General features: G+C 41.9%; 17 protein-coding genes and 1 other annotated feature. Of the genes, 13 read left to right on the top strand and 4 right to left on the bottom strand.

Annotated features, from left to right (window positions below):
- Positions 1-6: 6 nt before the first annotated feature.
- From mnmA to UFB30_RS08640, 12 genes are all read left to right on the top strand, one after another.
- Positions 7-1,122, top strand: a complete 1,116-nt coding sequence (mnmA, locus tag UFB30_RS08695) for a tRNA 2-thiouridine(34) synthase MnmA (RefSeq protein WP_435390815.1) — start codon at positions 7-9, stop codon at positions 1,120-1,122.
- A 270-nt stretch (positions 1,123-1,392) separates the two neighbouring features.
- The gene (locus tag UFB30_RS08690; protein ID WP_322421283.1) at positions 1,393-2,061 is read left to right on the top strand and encodes a tetratricopeptide repeat protein; all 669 of its coding nucleotides are present in this window, start codon (positions 1,393-1,395) and stop codon (positions 2,059-2,061) included.
- 12 nt (positions 2,062-2,073) lie between these two features.
- On the top strand, positions 2,074-4,455 hold the full coding sequence (gene recD2, locus UFB30_RS08685; RefSeq protein WP_322421282.1) for an SF1B family DNA helicase RecD2: 2,382 nt from the start codon (positions 2,074-2,076) through the stop codon (positions 4,453-4,455).
- Between the two features lie 45 nt (positions 4,456-4,500).
- Positions 4,501-4,706, top strand: a binding site (T-box leader).
- A 62-nt stretch (positions 4,707-4,768) separates the two neighbouring features.
- Positions 4,769-7,402, top strand: coding sequence for an alanine--tRNA ligase (gene alaS / locus UFB30_RS08680; protein ID WP_322421281.1), 2,634 nt, complete (start codon positions 4,769-4,771; stop codon positions 7,400-7,402).
- Between the two features lie 72 nt (positions 7,403-7,474).
- Positions 7,475-7,741 carry an IreB family regulatory phosphoprotein gene (locus UFB30_RS08675; protein ID WP_039810001.1) on the top strand — a complete coding sequence of 89 codons (267 nt, stop codon included), beginning with the start codon at positions 7,475-7,477 and terminating at the stop codon, positions 7,739-7,741.
- A gap of 2 nt (positions 7,742-7,743) precedes the next feature.
- Positions 7,744-8,163 carry a Holliday junction resolvase RuvX gene (ruvX, locus tag UFB30_RS08670; protein WP_322421280.1) on the top strand — a complete coding sequence of 140 codons (420 nt, stop codon included), beginning with the start codon at positions 7,744-7,746 and terminating at the stop codon, positions 8,161-8,163.
- A 10-nt stretch (positions 8,164-8,173) separates the two neighbouring features.
- Positions 8,174-8,455: a DUF1292 domain-containing protein gene (locus UFB30_RS08665; protein ID WP_041121052.1), complete on the top strand. Its 282-nt coding sequence runs from the start codon at positions 8,174-8,176 to the stop codon at positions 8,453-8,455.
- Positions 8,456-8,551: 96 nt separating this feature from the next.
- On the top strand, positions 8,552-9,736 hold the full coding sequence (gene mltG / locus UFB30_RS08660; RefSeq protein WP_322421279.1) for an endolytic transglycosylase MltG: 1,185 nt from the start codon (positions 8,552-8,554) through the stop codon (positions 9,734-9,736).
- Positions 9,737-9,895: 159 nt separating this feature from the next.
- On the top strand, positions 9,896-10,540 hold the full coding sequence (locus UFB30_RS08655) for an O-methyltransferase (protein WP_322421278.1): 645 nt from the start codon (positions 9,896-9,898) through the stop codon (positions 10,538-10,540).
- 262 nt (positions 10,541-10,802) lie between these two features.
- On the top strand, positions 10,803-11,438 hold the full coding sequence (gene udk, locus UFB30_RS08650) for a uridine kinase (protein WP_322421277.1): 636 nt from the start codon (positions 10,803-10,805) through the stop codon (positions 11,436-11,438).
- Positions 11,439-11,551: 113 nt separating this feature from the next.
- A complete protein-coding gene (greA, locus tag UFB30_RS08645; RefSeq protein WP_322421276.1) occupies positions 11,552-12,028 on the top strand; it encodes a transcription elongation factor GreA in 477 nt (158 codons plus the stop codon).
- Between the two features lie 404 nt (positions 12,029-12,432).
- Complete coding sequence (locus UFB30_RS08640; RefSeq protein ID WP_322421275.1) at positions 12,433-13,134, top strand: DUF1510 family protein; 702 nt, start codon at positions 12,433-12,435, stop codon at positions 13,132-13,134.
- 60 nt (positions 13,135-13,194) lie between these two features.
- Here the strand turns inward: UFB30_RS08640 and UFB30_RS08635 are convergent, their stop codons facing one another.
- The gene (locus UFB30_RS08635) at positions 13,195-13,395 is read right to left on the bottom strand and encodes a DUF2536 family protein (RefSeq protein ID WP_322421274.1); all 201 of its coding nucleotides are present in this window, start codon (positions 13,393-13,395) and stop codon (positions 13,195-13,197) included.
- A 112-nt stretch (positions 13,396-13,507) separates the two neighbouring features.
- On the opposite strand from UFB30_RS08635, the gene mtnN reads away from it, so the two are divergent.
- Positions 13,508-14,200, top strand: a complete 693-nt coding sequence (mtnN, locus tag UFB30_RS08630) for a 5'-methylthioadenosine/S-adenosylhomocysteine nucleosidase (RefSeq protein WP_322421273.1) — start codon at positions 13,508-13,510, stop codon at positions 14,198-14,200.
- Here the strand turns inward: mtnN and sigK are convergent.
- From sigK to sda, 3 genes are all read right to left on the bottom strand, one after another.
- Positions 14,197-14,883, bottom strand: a complete 687-nt coding sequence (gene sigK, locus UFB30_RS08625) for an RNA polymerase sporulation sigma factor SigK (RefSeq protein WP_322421540.1) — start codon at positions 14,881-14,883, stop codon at positions 14,197-14,199. The genes mtnN and sigK overlap by 4 nt on opposite strands.
- Before the next feature lie 70 nt (positions 14,884-14,953).
- Positions 14,954-15,091 carry a hypothetical protein gene (locus UFB30_RS08620; RefSeq protein ID WP_322421272.1) on the bottom strand — a complete coding sequence of 46 codons (138 nt, stop codon included), beginning with the start codon at positions 15,089-15,091 and terminating at the stop codon, positions 14,954-14,956.
- Positions 15,092-15,171: 80 nt separating this feature from the next.
- The gene (sda, locus tag UFB30_RS08615; protein ID WP_322421271.1) at positions 15,172-15,288 is read right to left on the bottom strand and encodes a sporulation histidine kinase inhibitor Sda; all 117 of its coding nucleotides are present in this window, start codon (positions 15,286-15,288) and stop codon (positions 15,172-15,174) included.
- Positions 15,289-15,327 lie beyond the last annotated feature (39 nt).

The raw sequence follows: 15,327 nt of genomic DNA, 5'->3' as shown, positions 1-15,327 counted from the left end.
ATTCAAATGACAAAAACACCCGCTGAAACGAGAGTAGTAGTCGGGATGTCCGGTGGCGTGGATTCTTCTGTTGCTGCATACCTGTTAAAGCAGCAGGGATATGATGTGATCGGAATTTTTATGAAAAACTGGGACGACACTGATGAATTCGGTGTATGTACAGCAACGGAGGATTACAACGATGTGATTCGTGTATGTAATCAGATCGGCATACCCTATTATGCAGTGAACTTTGAGAAGCAGTACTGGGATAAGGTATTTACCTATTTCCTTGAGGAATATAAGGCAGGAAGAACGCCAAATCCTGATGTCATGTGTAATAAAGAAATCAAATTTAAAGCATTTCTTGACCATGCAATGAAGCTTGGGGCAGATTATCTTGCTACGGGTCATTACGCACGTGTTGACCGTACAGGTGATGAAGTCAAAATGCTGAGAGGTCTTGATCAGAACAAAGACCAGACGTATTTCCTGAATCAGCTGTCACAGGAACAGCTTTCAAAAGTGATGTTCCCGATCGGAGATATTGATAAAAAAGAAGTGAGAAAGATCGCAGCCGAAGCTGGACTTGCGACTGCTGCAAAAAAAGACAGCACCGGCATCTGCTTTATCGGCGAACGAAACTTCAAAGAGTTTTTAGGTCAGTATCTCCCTGCACAGCCTGGTGATATGGTAACAATGGACGGGGAAAAAGTAGGCAGTCACGATGGATTGATGTATTATACAATCGGTCAGAGACACGGACTTGGAATCGGCGGGTCAGGTGAGCCTTGGTTTGTATTCGGTAAAAACCTTGAAACAAATCAGCTGTATGTTGGACAGGGATTTGAACACGAAGCACTCTATTCAGATTCTATCACTGCTGTGGATATGGGCTTTACTTCTGCAAAAGCACCGCAGGCATCCTTCCACTGCACTGCGAAATTCCGTTACCGTCAGCCTGATCAGGGTGTAACGGTTCACATGCAGGAAGACGGCACAGCAGAAATCGTCTTTGACGAGCCGGTACGTGCAGTCACACCTGGACAGGCAGTCGTCCTTTATGACGGAGAAGAATGCCTGGGCGGCGGAACCATTGATAAGATTTATAAAAGCTCAAAGCAATTGTTGTATGTAGGTTAATAAATTTATATATGGAATAGGAAATCCATATTACTATTTGCACAACTGATGATTGAAGCGGAAGGGGCTGCGGCAGGAAGCGACGTGTGAGGCCATGGCGAAGCCTGCGGGCTCACCGCCCGGCCGCGAAGTCCCCCTGAAGCGGAAATCATCAGCCCGTTTTGGCAAAGTTAATAAAATAAAAATGACCTTTTGTGAACACCCTTCACATCAGGTCATTTTTTATGCCTTATGATATACTTAGCCCAAATCAACATGAAGGAGACCGTTATGAAATCTTTAAATGAACAGGCAATCGAACTGATCCAGAAAGGTGAGCTCGAAGAAGCCCTGAAAAAATTAAATGAACAAATTGAACAAAGTCCGGATGACCCGGCTGCCTATATTAATTTTGGAAATGTACTGGCACGATTCAATGAAGTCGAAAAAGCAGAACGCTTTTATCAAAAAGCGATCACACTTGATGAAAAAGCAGGGGCAGCCTATTATGCACTCGCTAACCTTTATTATACGCAGGAACGATTTAAGGAAGCGGCTGTGTTATATGAAAAAGCAATCAAGACGGGACTGGAAGACCATGACGCTTATTTTATGCTCGGAATGTCCATGATGAATAACGAACAGGTTAAACTGGCAGTACCATATCTGCAAAGAGCAGCGGAACTGTCACCCGATGATGCAGAGGTTCATTTTCAATATGGCCTTTCACTTGCGAAGCTCGAGCACGGGACTGAAGCAATCCAGCAGCTGAAGCGTGCTGTGGAGCTTGATTCTGAGCATGCAGATGCACTTTATAATCTTGGTGTCGCATATGCCGGGTTTGAAGAAAATGCAGAGGCAGCGCTTGATTGTTTTGAAAAAGCAATCGAAGCACAGCCGGATCATTATCTTGCTTTAAACGGACGTAAAATCATGCAGCAGGCAATTAGCGGCGAATAGGAGGAGTCTTTCATGAAAGGTCAGCAGACGGATCTGTTTACTGAAGAAGAGTTATATGTGAAAGGAACGCTGATCGTTTCTATTTTTTATAATGAAGATAATATGTATTCAGTAGTGAGGATCCGTGTATCTGACACGAATATTGCAAACGCTGAAAAGGAAATGGTCGTAACAGGCCATTTTCCTTCTATGCAGGAAGAAGATACATATGTTTTTTTCGGAAAAGTGAAGGAGCATCCGCGGTTTGGCCCCCAGTTTATTGCAGAGCGATTTAAAAAGGAATTACCTCAGACAAAGCAGGGAATTATTCATTATCTTTCAAGTGATCTGTTTAACGGCATAGGCAGAAAAACAGCTGAAAAGATTGTTGATACGCTTGGTGAAAATGCCATCTCCAAAATCATGGAAAACGAGTCTGTGTTATTGGAGGTACCAAAGCTGTCTGAAGAAAAGGCGCATCATATCCACGAAGTTTTAATAGAGCATCAGGGTCTTGAACGGATTATGGTTCTTTTAAATGACTGGGGGTTCGGTCCTCAGCTTTCGATGAAGATCTATCAGTTTTATCAGGAAAAAACGGTTGAAGTGATCGAAGAAAATCCTTATCAGCTTGTCAATGATATTGAAGGTGTAGGCTTCGGTAAAGCGGATGAACTAGGCAGACAGCTTGGGTTATCAGGAAATCATCCTGACAGAATTAAAGCCGCATGCTTTTATACAATCACTCAGCTTTCTATGCAGGAAGGCCATGTTTATGCTGATTCAAAGCAGCTGTTAATCAGAGTGAAGGAGCTGCTTGAGAAGCATCAGCCTGAGAAAGTGGATTACGCTGATATTTCAAAAAGCCTTGTGGAATTGCATGAAGAAGGGAAAATCGTAGGTGAGAACAAAAAAGTTTACCTGCCTTCCCTTTATTATTCTGAAGTCGGAATTGCTTCAAGCGTTGAGAGCCTGACGTCCAACACAGAAGTCCATGACCAGTTTCCTGAAGCCGAATTCCTGCTCGCACTGGGTGATCTTGAGGAGCGGATAGGGGTCACATACGCCCCTTCGCAAAAAGAAGCCATTCAGACAGCGTTATCTTCACCAATTATGATTTTAACCGGTGGCCCGGGTACAGGAAAGACGACCGTGATCAAAGGAATTGTAGAGCTGTATGCCGAGCTTCACGGACTCTCGCTTGATCCTGATAACTATTCAAAGGATGAGCCGTTTCCGATCGTTCTGGCAGCCCCTACAGGCAGAGCTGCAAAAAGAATGACAGAATCCACCGGTTTGAAAGCTATGACAATTCACCGTCTGCTTGGATTTAACGGGCAGGAGGATATGGATGAAGAAGATGATGACAGAATGGTTGCCGGGCGCCTGCTGATCATTGATGAAATGTCGATGGTAGATACGTGGCTTGCCAATAAGCTTCTGCAGGCAGTGCCTGAATCCATGCAGGTCATTCTGGTGGGAGATCAGGATCAGCTGCCTTCTGTTGGACCGGGACAGGTCTTACAGGATCTGCTGGATGCTAAAAAAGTGCCGGCAGTAGAGCTTACTGATATTTACCGTCAGGAAGAAGGCTCCTCCATTATTGAGCTTGCCCATCATATGAAAAAAGGGGAAGTACCTGAGACGATCAGAAAGCCTTTCCCAGACCGTTCATTTATTCCCTGCAGAGCCAATCAGATGGATGAGGTAGTCGGTAAAATTGTTAATAATGCGATGAAAAAAGGCTATACGGCAAAGGATATTCAGGTGCTTGCACCGATGTACAGAGGACCTGCTGGCATTGATAAGCTGAATGCCCTGCTCCAGCAGTTAATGAATCCGAATGACGACGGTTCGAGAAAAGAACTGAAATGGGGAGATATTGTCTATCGGATTGGGGATAAAGTGCTTCAGCTCGTCAATCAGCCGGAGAGCAATGTTTTTAACGGTGATATGGGTGAAGTGATATCCATTTTCTATGCGAAAGAAAATACAGAAAAACAGGATATGATTCTCGTTTCCTTTGACGGAGTGGAGGTAACCTATACAAGACAGGACCTTAACCAGATTACTCATGCATTCTGCTGTTCAATTCACAAATCACAGGGAAGTGAATTCCCGATCGTGGTACTGCCGGTTGTGAAAAGTTACTCGCGCATGCTTAGAAGAAACCTGCTGTATACGGCGATCACCAGAAGCAGTAAATTTCTGATTATGTGCGGCGAAGAGGATGCATTCAGGTACGGCGTTGAGCGAAAAGATGACCTGACAAGGATGACTTCTCTTAAGGAAAGACTTGCGGGTGAACAGGTGGAGTTTTCAGATGATACTGATCCATTTGATGGCGGAGCAGATCCAATGATTGGAATGGAAGGTGTCACACCTTACGATTTCCTCGAAACTTCGCAAGGTTAAATTGACAAACGATGATGATCTTTCATATAATTTCAGATAGAATAATGAATCTCGAAGAAGGAACAAGTACGCAGACCAACTCATTTAAAGAGAGAATTCCCTCAGGCTGAAAGGAATTTACTGAAGTATCTGCGGAAAGCTGGTCCGGAGTGCAGTTAACAGCTGCCGTCTGCTGCGTTAAAGCAACTTTAGAGTGATGGGTTGTCAATCCATAACCAGGGTGGTACCGCGAGTGTTGTCTCGTCCCTGTGTAGGATTGAGGACCCTTTTCTGTTTTCAGAGACGTTTCGGGAGATTAAAGGAGGAAATAAGAATGGAAAAATGGACTGGTGCTCAAATCAGACAAATGTATTTAGATTTCTTCAAAGAAAAGAATCATGACGTGGAACCAAGTGCGTCACTTGTTCCTCATGAAGATCCATCGCTATTATGGATTAACAGTGGAGTGGCAACCCTGAAAAAGTATTTTGATGGCCGTGTCATACCTGCAAATCCGAGAATTGTGAATGCACAGAAATCAATCAGAACAAATGATATTGAAAATGTCGGTAAGACTGCAAGACACCATACTTTCTTTGAAATGCTCGGAAACTTTTCGATTGGTGAATATTTTAAAGAGGAAGCAATTGAATGGGCATGGGAATTTCTTACATCAGAAAAATGGGTTGGCTTTGACCCTGAAAAGCTCTCTGTGACGATTCACCCTGAAGATGATGAAGCGTATGAGATCTGGAATAAAAAAGTCGGTGTGCCGGAAGAAAGAATTATCCGTCTTGAAGGGAACTTTTGGGATATTGGTGAAGGTCCAAGTGGTCCAAACTCTGAGATCTTCTATGACCGTGGTGAAGAGTATGGAAATGATCCGTCTGACCCTGAACTGTATGCAGGCGGAGAAAACGAACGTTATCTTGAGATCTGGAACCTTGTATTTTCACAGTTCAACCATAACGCAGATGACACGTACACACCGCTTCCAAAGAAAAACATTGATACCGGAATGGGACTTGAGAGAATGGCATGTGTCGTTCAGGACGTACCGACTAATTTCGAGACGGACTTGTTCATGCCAATCATAGAAGCAACTGAGCTTGTAGCAAAAAGACGCTACGGTCAAAATGACGAAGAAGACACAGCGTTTAAAGTCATTGCTGACCATATCAGAACCGTGGCATTTGCAGTGGGTGACGGGGCACTGCCTTCTAACGAAGGAAGAGGATATGTCCTTCGCCGTCTGCTGAGAAGAGCGGTCCGTTATGCAAAACAGATCGGAATCAACCGTCCGTTCATGTATGAGCTTGTACCGGTTGTAGCGGATATCATGATTGACTTCTATCCTGAAGTGAAAAGCAAACAAGAGTTCATTCAGAAAGTCATTAAGACTGAAGAAGAGCGCTTCCATGAAACGTTAAATGAAGGTCTGTCAATTCTGACAGAACTGATGAAAAAAGCGCAGGAAGACGGTTCAAAAGAAATCAGCGGTAAAGATGTTTTCAGACTGTATGATACATTTGGATTCCCTGTGGAGCTGACACAGGAATATGCAGAGGAAAACGGTCTTTCGATTGATCAAAAAGGCTTTGAGCATGAAATGGAAGGTCAGAGAAGCCGTGCAAGAGCTGCACGCCAGGAAAGCGGATCAATGCAGGTTCAGGGCGGCGTGTTAGGTGATATTCATACGAAGAGTAAGTTTGTAGGCTATGACAGACTTGATTATTCTACAACGCTTGAGGATCTGGTTGTCAATGGTGATTTCGCTGATCAGGCGTCAGAAGGATCAGAAATACAGTTTATACTGGCTGAAACACCTTTTTACGCAGAAAGCGGCGGTCAGATTGGAGATAAGGGAACGGTTACGCATGAAAGCTGTGTCATTGAAGTGCAGGATGTCAAAAAAGCACCTAATGGACAAAACCTCCATACCGGAATTGTGAAGAGCGGTTCTATTAAAAAAGGTGACAGTGTCAATGCAAGTGTAAGTGATTCCGCGCGAAACAGAATTACTAAAAACCATACAGCAACGCATCTTCTCCATCAGGCATTAAAAGATGTTTTAGGTGATCATGTTAATCAGGCAGGCTCCCTGGTTGAGCCCGACCGTCTGCGTTTTGACTTCTCTCATTTCGGTCAGGTAACGAAAGAAGAGTTAAGTAAAATTGAAGAGATTGTAAATGAGAAGATCTGGACAAGCTACGGTGTAGGCACGTCAATTAAGTCAATTGATGAAGCAAAAGCGATGGGTGCAATGGCACTGTTTGGAGAAAAATACGGCTCTGAGGTCCGCGTTGTATCTATTGGTGACTATAGTCTTGAGCTGTGCGGTGGCTGTCATGTCGGCAACACTGCAGAGATTGGTCTATTCAGAATTGCTTCAGAAGCGGGAATTGGAGCAGGCACAAGACGTATTGAAGCCGTTACCGGAGAATCAGCTTACCGCCTGATGAATGAACAGATTGATGTATTAAATCGTTCGGCTGGATTATTAAAATCAAATCCAAAAGATCTTGAAAGCAGAATTGAAGGGCTTCAGTCAGAACTTAAATCAGTTCAGAGAGAAAATGAATCACTTCATGCCAAGCTTTCAAATATTGAAGCGAAGAATATTATGGATCGCGTGCAGTCAGTAAATGGCGTAAGTGTATTAGCTGAGAAAGTTCAGGCAGCAGATATGAATACGCTCAGAACAATGGCTGATGACGTGAAGAATAAAATCGGATCAGGTGTGCTTGTGCTGATTTCAGTAAACGATGATAAAGTCCAAATCATTGCTGGTGTGACAAAGGATCTGATTGATCAGGGCTATCATGCCGGTAAGCTTGTAAAAGAAATTGCAACCATCTGCGGAGGTGGAGGCGGAGGCCGCCCTGATATGGCTCAGGCAGGCGGTAAAGATCCTTCGCGCGTGGATGAAGCACTTCAATTTGTGCCAGAATGGGTGAAATCAATTTGATTCTCCTGCTATCTGGTGTACAATAGCAATAGTTGGATAATAAGAACGCTATTCCGTAGTGAGGTGTTGTTGATGAGCTCATTTGATAAAACGATGCGGTTTGACTTTGGAGATGATTCAGCTGATCAGGAAGTGAAACGGGTCCTGAATCAGGTGTTTGAAGCTCTTGAAGAAAAAGGCTACAATCCGATTAATCAAATCGTCGGGTATCTTTTATCCGGTGACCCTGCCTATATTCCGCGTCACCAGGATGCAAGGAATGTTATCCGTAAACTTGAACGGGATGAAATTATTGAGGAATTGGTGAAGTTTTATCTTCAGCAGCATAAAGAGGGCTGAACATGAGAATAATGGGACTTGATGTAGGCTCCAAAACAATTGGAGTAGCCATCAGTGATGCCCTGGGCTGGACTGCCCAGGGGATTGAAACAGTAAAAATTGATGAAGCAGCAGGCCTTTTCGGCTTCAAGCGGATTAAAGAATTAGTCGATGAACATGAAGTATCAAAAATTGTGATCGGTTTACCGAAGAACATGAATAATTCGCTCGGGCCCCGTGCTGAAGCCAGTCAAAGATATGCTGATATGCTCAGCAGGCGTGTCGATGCTGAAATCATCTTCTGGGATGAGCGTCTCAGCACAATGGCTGCTGAACGGGTATTACTTGAAGCTGATGTAAGCAGGGGTAAAAGAAAAAAAGTAATTGATAAGATGGCTGCGGTGATGATCCTTCAGGGTTATCTTGACAGCAATACTAAATGAGGTGACTGAAATGGAACACGGAGAAAAGCAAATTACAGTAATTGATGAACAGGGAAATGAAGTATTGTGTGAAGTGTTATTCACATTTGATTCAGATCAGTTCCAAAAATCCTACGTACTTTATTATCCTGTAGGAGATACAGAGGAAGAAGAAATTGAAATTCATGCGTCTTCTTTTGAGCCGAATGATGAGAATTCAGAAGGTGAATTAAAGCCTGTTGAATCAGAAGAAGAGTGGGATCTGATTGAGGAAATGCTGAATACTTTCCTTGATGAAGAAGAAAACGAATAATATGTGAAAGCGGGGGCAGCTATTTGCCCCCGCTTCTTTTTATTGTATAATGTGATCATTGGGAAAAATGAGCAGAAGTTTTTGGAGGGAAATTGATTGGGTGAAAAATCAAGTTTAATAGATCAATGGAAGCTTAACTTACAGGAAAGAAAAAAAGAAGCAAAACAGGTCAGAAAAATTGTATTCATTCTGTTAATCGTATTTGTATTCCTCACAGCAGGTGCTCTTCTCGGTGCCTATTCATATATCAGTTCAGCGCTCGAACCGGTGGATGAAACGGATGAAAATGCGGTAGCAGTTGAAATACCGATCGGCTCATCTGTTGACGGAATTACTCAGGCACTTGAAGATAACGGCATTATTAAAAATGCACAGGTATATAAATACTACCTGAAATTTAATAATGAAACAGACTTTCAGGCGGGTACTTATAATATGACTCCGTCAATGACCCTGAGTGAAATAACAGAAAGTTTGAAAACAGGGAAAGTCTATAACGAGCCTCTATTCAATGTGACGATTCCTGAAGGCCTTGTACTTGAGGAAATTGCTGAAATCATTGCAGAAAATACTGATTATACGCAGGAAGAGTTTATGGAAAAAGTAACAGATGAAACATTCATTAATACGCTGATGGAACAATACCCGGCTTTGATAACAGAAGAAGTAAAGGGTGAAAACGTGAAGCGTTCCCTCGAAGGTTACTTATATCCTGCAACGTATCCTTACTATGAGGAAAATCCTTCTCTTGAAGAAATCATTACACAAATGGTTGATGCAATGAATAATAATGTAGCGCCATATATTGATTTACTTGCCGGATTTACTGAGGGGGATTATACAGGTGCAGAAGCAGAAGAAGGTAAAGTGATGAGTGTTCATGAACTGATCACAATGGCTTCGCTGCTTGAAGAAGAAGCGACAGCAACAACTGACAGAGCGATGATTGCCGGTATTTTTTATAACAGACTTGAAGAAGGCATGCCGCTGCAAACCGATCCGACCGTTCTTTATGCGAAAGGGGAATGGCAGGACAGAGTGCTATTTGAAGATCTTGAAATCGATGACCCTTATAATACGTATCAGGTTCAGGGATTACCGCCAGGACCGATTGCAGCACCGGGTGCCACTTCACTCGAAGCGGCAATTAACCCTGAGCGTTCTGATTACTACTATTTCCTTACTTCAGCAGAAGACGGGGCAATGTACTATTCAGAAACACTTGAAGAGCACGAGAGAAAAGCAGAAGAATTTATTTACAGTGTAAATGATGAAGAATAATTGTCCGGCAGAAGGAAAGAACATTCACTTTCCTTCTGTTTTTATGTTAGAATAGATAAAGTATTTTAGCGTTTATCACTACTTTCCGGATTTCGGTCTAAGGGATTGTATGTGAACGCTCTTTTTTATGGAACCTGAGATCAGAAAAGGTGAGAAACTGTGGATAAAGTCCATCAATATATTGAAAAATTTTTTCCTCCGCATTCAGAGATGGCAGAAGAACTGATCAGGTTTGCTGAGGAAAATGAAGTGCCGATTATGGAGCCGGCTGGAATCGAAACGCTGCTACAGCTGTTAAGAATTCAGCAGCCTGGAAGAATACTCGAGATTGGCACTGCCATCGGCTACTCTGCTATCAGAATAGCTGAAGCACTTCCTGAGGTTGAGGTTGTTACAATTGAAAGAGATTCATACAGAGCTCAGATGGCAAAGCAATTCATCAGGGAATCAGGATTCGCCAGCAGGATCCATCTTCTGGAGGGTGATGCGCTGGAATTGCCGGAACAGGTATCAAAGTATGGTCCATTCGACGCCGTTTTTATAGATGCAGCGAAAAGCCAGAACATTAAATTCTTTGAACTGTATGAACCGTATTTTTCTGAAAATGTGTGCGTCTATACTGATAACGTTCTATTTAAAGGGCTTGTAGCAGAGCAAAATGGAACTGAAAGCAGAAATGTCAGACAGATGCTGAGAAAACTGGACCGTTTTAATCAGTGGATCGCTGAACATGATCAGTATCATACAGTTATCCTTCCTGTAGGAGACGGACTCTCGATCAGTACAAAAAAGAGGACAGGTTAAATTCAGCATAGTGTGGTTCATATGACTTACAGAACCCGTTCAATATATGCTTAAATGATCGCTTATCAGCTGAATAGCTGTAAGTCAGATCAAATATGATGTATGCTGATATGATTCAGCGTATAAGATTTCAATCGTTTCATATTAAGTCATTTAAAAAATTAAAACAGACGCTGCAAGAGATCCGCTTCAAATTGAGAAATTTAAAGTGAATAAGCCGCTGCGTCCACTCGGATAGTATGAGAAAGGAGCTAACGGCAAAATGACAAATAAACCCGTTATTATAGGTGTAACAGGCGGTTCAGGTTCAGGAAAAACATCTGTCACAAAAGCAATCTATGATGTTTTTCAGGACCAGTCAATCGCGATTATTGAACAGGATTACTATTATAAAGACCAGAGCAACATCCCATATGAGGAGCGTCTGAAAACAAACTATGACCATCCGCTTGCATTTGATAATGACCTTTTAATCGAGCACATCGGTCAACTGCTTGACAGAAAAGCAATTGAAAAGCCGGTGTATGATTATACAGTGCATACAAGATCTGAAAAGACGATTCCGGTAGAACCGAAGGATGTCATCATCGTTGAAGGAATCTTAGTGTTAGAAGATGAAAGGCTCCGTAATCTCATGGATATCAAACTGTATGTTGATACTGATTCAGATCTCAGGATTATCAGACGGATGCTCCGCGATATCAATGAAAGAGGCCGTACAATTGATTCAGTAGTCGATCAGTATATTAATGTCGTGCGCCCAATGCATAATCAATTCATTGAACCGACTAAACGCTATGCCGACATTATTATTCCTGAAGGCGGGCAAAATCACGTTGCAATTGATTTGATGGTAACGAAAATTCAAACAATTCTTGAACAAAAGTCTATTGTGTAATATGATAGCAAAGGCTAAGAGGATAATTTATCCTCTTTTTAGCATACTTCATAAAAGGGGTTTCAATCACATAGCATGAAATAGGTCATGTATTTTTAAAGGAGTGAAGGGATTTGGCAAACGAAAAAGTATATCCAATGACAGAAGAAGGTAAACAGAAGCTTGAGCAGGAACTTGAACAGCTTAAATCTGTTAAAAGAAAAGAAGTAGTAGAGAGAATAAAAATTGCTAGAAGCTTCGGTGACCTTTCTGAGAACTCAGAATATGATTCAGCTAAAGAAGAGCAGGCATTTGTTGAAGGCCGCATCTCCACACTTGAATCAATGATCCGTAATGCAAAGATTATTGAAGACGATCAGACACTTGATGGTGTCGTTTCACTAGGAAAGACAGTTACATTTGTAGAATTACCAGATGGCGATGAGGAGTCTTATACAATCGTCGGAAGCGCTGAAGCTGACCCATTCGAAGGGAAAATTTCAAATGACTCTCCAATTGCTAAAAGCCTGATTGGCAAAGTTGTTGGAGATGAAGTGAAAGTTCAGACACCTGGCGGAGATATGGATGTCCGCATTACATCAATTAACTGATTAAACAGAAGCATTCCGGTTATAAACCGGAGTGCTTTTTATATTTCGCTTTGTTATAGTTGGCTGTTGATCTCCGCTTCAGGGGGACGCTTTCCGTCGGTGGACCGTTTTTTGGTCCTGTCCTTGAGCCCGCAGGCTTCGCCATGGCCACCACACGTCCCCTTCCTGCGAACCGCCCCCTTGCGCATCACCAGCTGTGCAGAAACAACAATGGACTTTAACAAAGCGTTACATTTAAACGATCTGAATCTGTAACTTTTATCTTTAGGTCACGTCAAATCCTTTACAGTACAGAGGTCCTGTTTTCATAAAAGGAAAAGCGGCTCTTGTAACTGAAGCCTACAACCGTGATATGCTGGTTTAGATTTAATTGATAAGGGAAGAGTTGAACGAGGAGTGATGATATGAATAATTCAAGATCAAAGATGCAGAGTAAAAAACGGAAACAAAATATATTTCTGAATGCGTCCATTGCAGTGGTATTTCTATTAATTGCCGGTGTTTCAGCATTTATCTTTTTAGGTGATAATGAAAACCAGGCAGCAGAAACAGAAGAAAAAACAATTGCTGAACAGGTTCAGGAAAATGCCGGGATACAGGATGAAAGTAACGGCAATGAGAATAATGATAATGAAAATAATGAACTGACTGCAAGCGAGATTGAATCTGATGAAAGTGAATCAGATGAAGATACTGAGTCAGAAAACGCTGCTGCAAGTGAAGATAAGGAAGAAGAGGAAGAAGCGGCTAAAAAGAAAGAAGATAAAAAGAAAAAAGATGAAGAGAAAAAAGAATCTGATTCAAATGAAGAAATGGCAGGTCCTGAAGATGGCGAATGGAAGCCGGTTGGTACGAAGCAGACCGGGGAACACGTTTCATCATATGAAAAAGGCAGTGTAGACTGGAATGAAAAACTAAAGGCTGCTGCCTATGCAACAGGACTTGATATGAATTCAATGACTGTCTGGTGGGTAGGAAATGATGGCGGGCCTCAAAATTCAGTTGTAGAGGTGTCATCTCCAAGCGGAGGCGCGCCTGAATATCGCGTTCATATGGAATGGGTCGATAAAAAAGGCTGGAAACCTGTGAAAGTGGATGAGCTGTAATTCAATTTAATAATAGAAGAGGTGCTGTTTCGTGTGAACAGCACCTCTTTTTTAATCCCACTAGGATTTAAAATGAACACTGGCAGTATAATATGGCTTGCCTTCAGGAGTGAAAACTGTCTGGTGATCCACATGATGAACCCGGAGCATGAGTGCCTGATTATTTTCAATCTGTCTCTGTATTTTTTTCTCGAGGTCCTGCAGGGAATGTGCGTCAAAAAATTCTATCTTGTCTTTAATTAAATCCAGTTTTAAACCCATAATCATCCTCCATCGTGTTTTTACCTATTATATCACGGCTTCATTGATCTTTTTCAGTCACTGTGGTAAGTTCAAATCAGTTTTGAGATTGAAAGAGAAGGCAGGGATTTTAATGAAGATTGGTATTATTGGTGCAATGGAAGAAGAAGTGGAAACACTTCGTTCCACAATGGAGAATGTACAGACAGAAACAATTGCAAATAGCGAATTCACAACTGGACTATTAAAGCAAAAAGAAGTTGTACTTGTTAAAAGTGGAATTGGTAAGGTAAATGCTGCGATGACGACAACAATTCTAATGGAACGATACCAGCCGGATGTGATCATTAACACCGGTTCAGCAGGCGGTTTTGATCCTGCTTTAAATGTAGGTGATGTTGTAATATCGAATGAAGTGCGTCATCACGATGTTGATGTAACTGCATTCAACTATGAATATGGCCAGGTGCCTGGGATGCCTGCTGCTTTTAAAGCTGATGACAAGCTTAGAGAGACGGCTTTGACATGTGCAGCAGCATTCAGTGAGATAAAGTCCGTCTCCGGTCTGATTGCAACAGGTGATTCTTTCATGAATGATCCTGACAGGGTTGAAACTCTTCAAGGCAGATTTGAGGATCTGCAGGCTCTGGAGATGGAAGCAGCAGCAATCGCTCAGGTTGCACATCAATACGAAGTGCCGTTTGTGATTATCCGTTCCCTATCGGATATTGCAGGTAAAGAATCACATGTTTCATTCGATCAGTATTTAAAAACAGCTGCTGTTAACTCAGCAAACCTGATCATTCAGATCACTGAAAAAATCTAACAGCTATCTTCATCAAAATGATGAAACAGCTTCATTAATGCTCTTTTTTCGATACGTGAAACGTAGCTTCTTGAGATGCCAAGTTCTTTGGCAATCTCACGCTGCGTTTTTTCTTCTTCACCATTAATTCCGAATCTTGCACTGATGACTTCACGTTCCCGGTCATCAAGCTTTGTTACAAAACGCCTGATTTTTTCACCGTTCATCTTCTGGGCAATGACCTCATCGAGTTCTTCTTCTTCACTTTGCAGAACATCAATCAGACTGATGGCATTACCGTCTTTGTCCTCACCAATCGGATCATGAAGAGAGATATCTTTTTTCGTTTTCTTAAGGGATCTTAAAAACATTAGTACTTCATTTTCAATACATCTTGCAGCATACGTAGCAAGCTTTGTCCCCTTATCATAGGAATAACTGTCAATTGCTTTAATTAACCCGATTGTTCCGATTGAGATTAGGTCCTCTGTCGTCTCACCGGTGTTTTCGAATTTTTTAACAATATGTGCGACCAGCCTCAGGTTGTGTTCAATTAATAATCTTTTTGCATCTTCATTGCCATTTTGAAGTTGCAATATCGCTTTTTTCTCTTCTTCTTTACCAAGTGGCTCCGGAAAGGCGTTTTGCTTAAAATATCCAGTGAGCGCCGGCAGATCAACCAATGCAGATAATATCAAAAAAATTGACAAGCCTTCTCCTCCTTTCACCGGTTTATACACGGTATGAAAGAAAACAGAAAACTTGCCAGTCCCACTAATACATCTTATATTCAGTAATTGTTTTGCTGATTTTGCCTGAACCCTGACATTCAGTACATGTTGTTTTTAAAAATCGGATTTTTCTCACAGAACCGATTCCGCGACAGCCTGGACAGATCACAGTCAATTTCATGATAAGTCCTCCTGTTTCGAATTTTCAGAACTCTTTTCTTTATTTTAACTGCCGTCGCAGATTTACGCCACTGATTAAAATTACTTTTCTTTTTTCAGAATTTCCATTTCCAATAGTTGAAGGAAGTCATCAGAAAGCTTCTGTTTTTTTGCTGCTTCATACGCCTTTTCAAGCGCTTCAAGTGATAACTTGTCCATTTAATAATGCTCCTTTCATCATTCCATAATAAAAAGGTA

This window comes from Jeotgalibacillus haloalkalitolerans (assembly GCF_034427455.1).
GTDB classification, from domain to species: domain Bacteria; phylum Bacillota; class Bacilli; order Bacillales; family Jeotgalibacillaceae; genus Jeotgalibacillus; species Jeotgalibacillus haloalkalitolerans.
The sequence above is the reverse complement of the archived record's forward strand: the minus strand, read 5'-3'. Positions and strand labels throughout refer to the sequence as shown.

What these genes read in the sequence shown, in the direction of transcription:
- mnmA (WP_435390815.1), top strand. Translation starts at nt 7, where the DNA reads ATGACAAAAACACCCGCTGAAACGAGAGTAGTAGTCGGGATGTCCGGT.
- UFB30_RS08690 (WP_322421283.1), top strand. Translation starts at nt 1,393, where the DNA reads ATGAAATCTTTAAATGAACAGGCAATCGAACTGATCCAGAAAGGTGAG.
- recD2 (WP_322421282.1), top strand. Translation starts at nt 2,074, where the DNA reads ATGAAAGGTCAGCAGACGGATCTGTTTACTGAAGAAGAGTTATATGTG.
- alaS (WP_322421281.1), top strand. Translation starts at nt 4,769, where the DNA reads ATGGAAAAATGGACTGGTGCTCAAATCAGACAAATGTATTTAGATTTC.
- UFB30_RS08675 (WP_039810001.1), top strand. Translation starts at nt 7,475, where the DNA reads ATGAGCTCATTTGATAAAACGATGCGGTTTGACTTTGGAGATGATTCA.
- ruvX (WP_322421280.1), top strand. Translation starts at nt 7,744, where the DNA reads ATGAGAATAATGGGACTTGATGTAGGCTCCAAAACAATTGGAGTAGCC.
- UFB30_RS08665 (WP_041121052.1), top strand. Translation starts at nt 8,174, where the DNA reads ATGGAACACGGAGAAAAGCAAATTACAGTAATTGATGAACAGGGAAAT.
- udk (WP_322421277.1), top strand. Translation starts at nt 10,803, where the DNA reads ATGACAAATAAACCCGTTATTATAGGTGTAACAGGCGGTTCAGGTTCA.
- UFB30_RS08640 (WP_322421275.1), top strand. Translation starts at nt 12,433, where the DNA reads ATGAATAATTCAAGATCAAAGATGCAGAGTAAAAAACGGAAACAAAAT.
- UFB30_RS08635 (WP_322421274.1), bottom strand. Translation starts at nt 13,395, where the DNA reads ATGGGTTTAAAACTGGATTTAATTAAAGACAAGATAGAATTTTTTGAC.
- mtnN (WP_322421273.1), top strand. Translation starts at nt 13,508, where the DNA reads ATGAAGATTGGTATTATTGGTGCAATGGAAGAAGAAGTGGAAACACTT.
- UFB30_RS08620 (WP_322421272.1), bottom strand. Translation starts at nt 15,091, where the DNA reads ATGAAATTGACTGTGATCTGTCCAGGCTGTCGCGGAATCGGTTCTGTG.
- sda (WP_322421271.1), bottom strand. Translation starts at nt 15,288, where the DNA reads ATGGACAAGTTATCACTTGAAGCGCTTGAAAAGGCGTATGAAGCAGCA.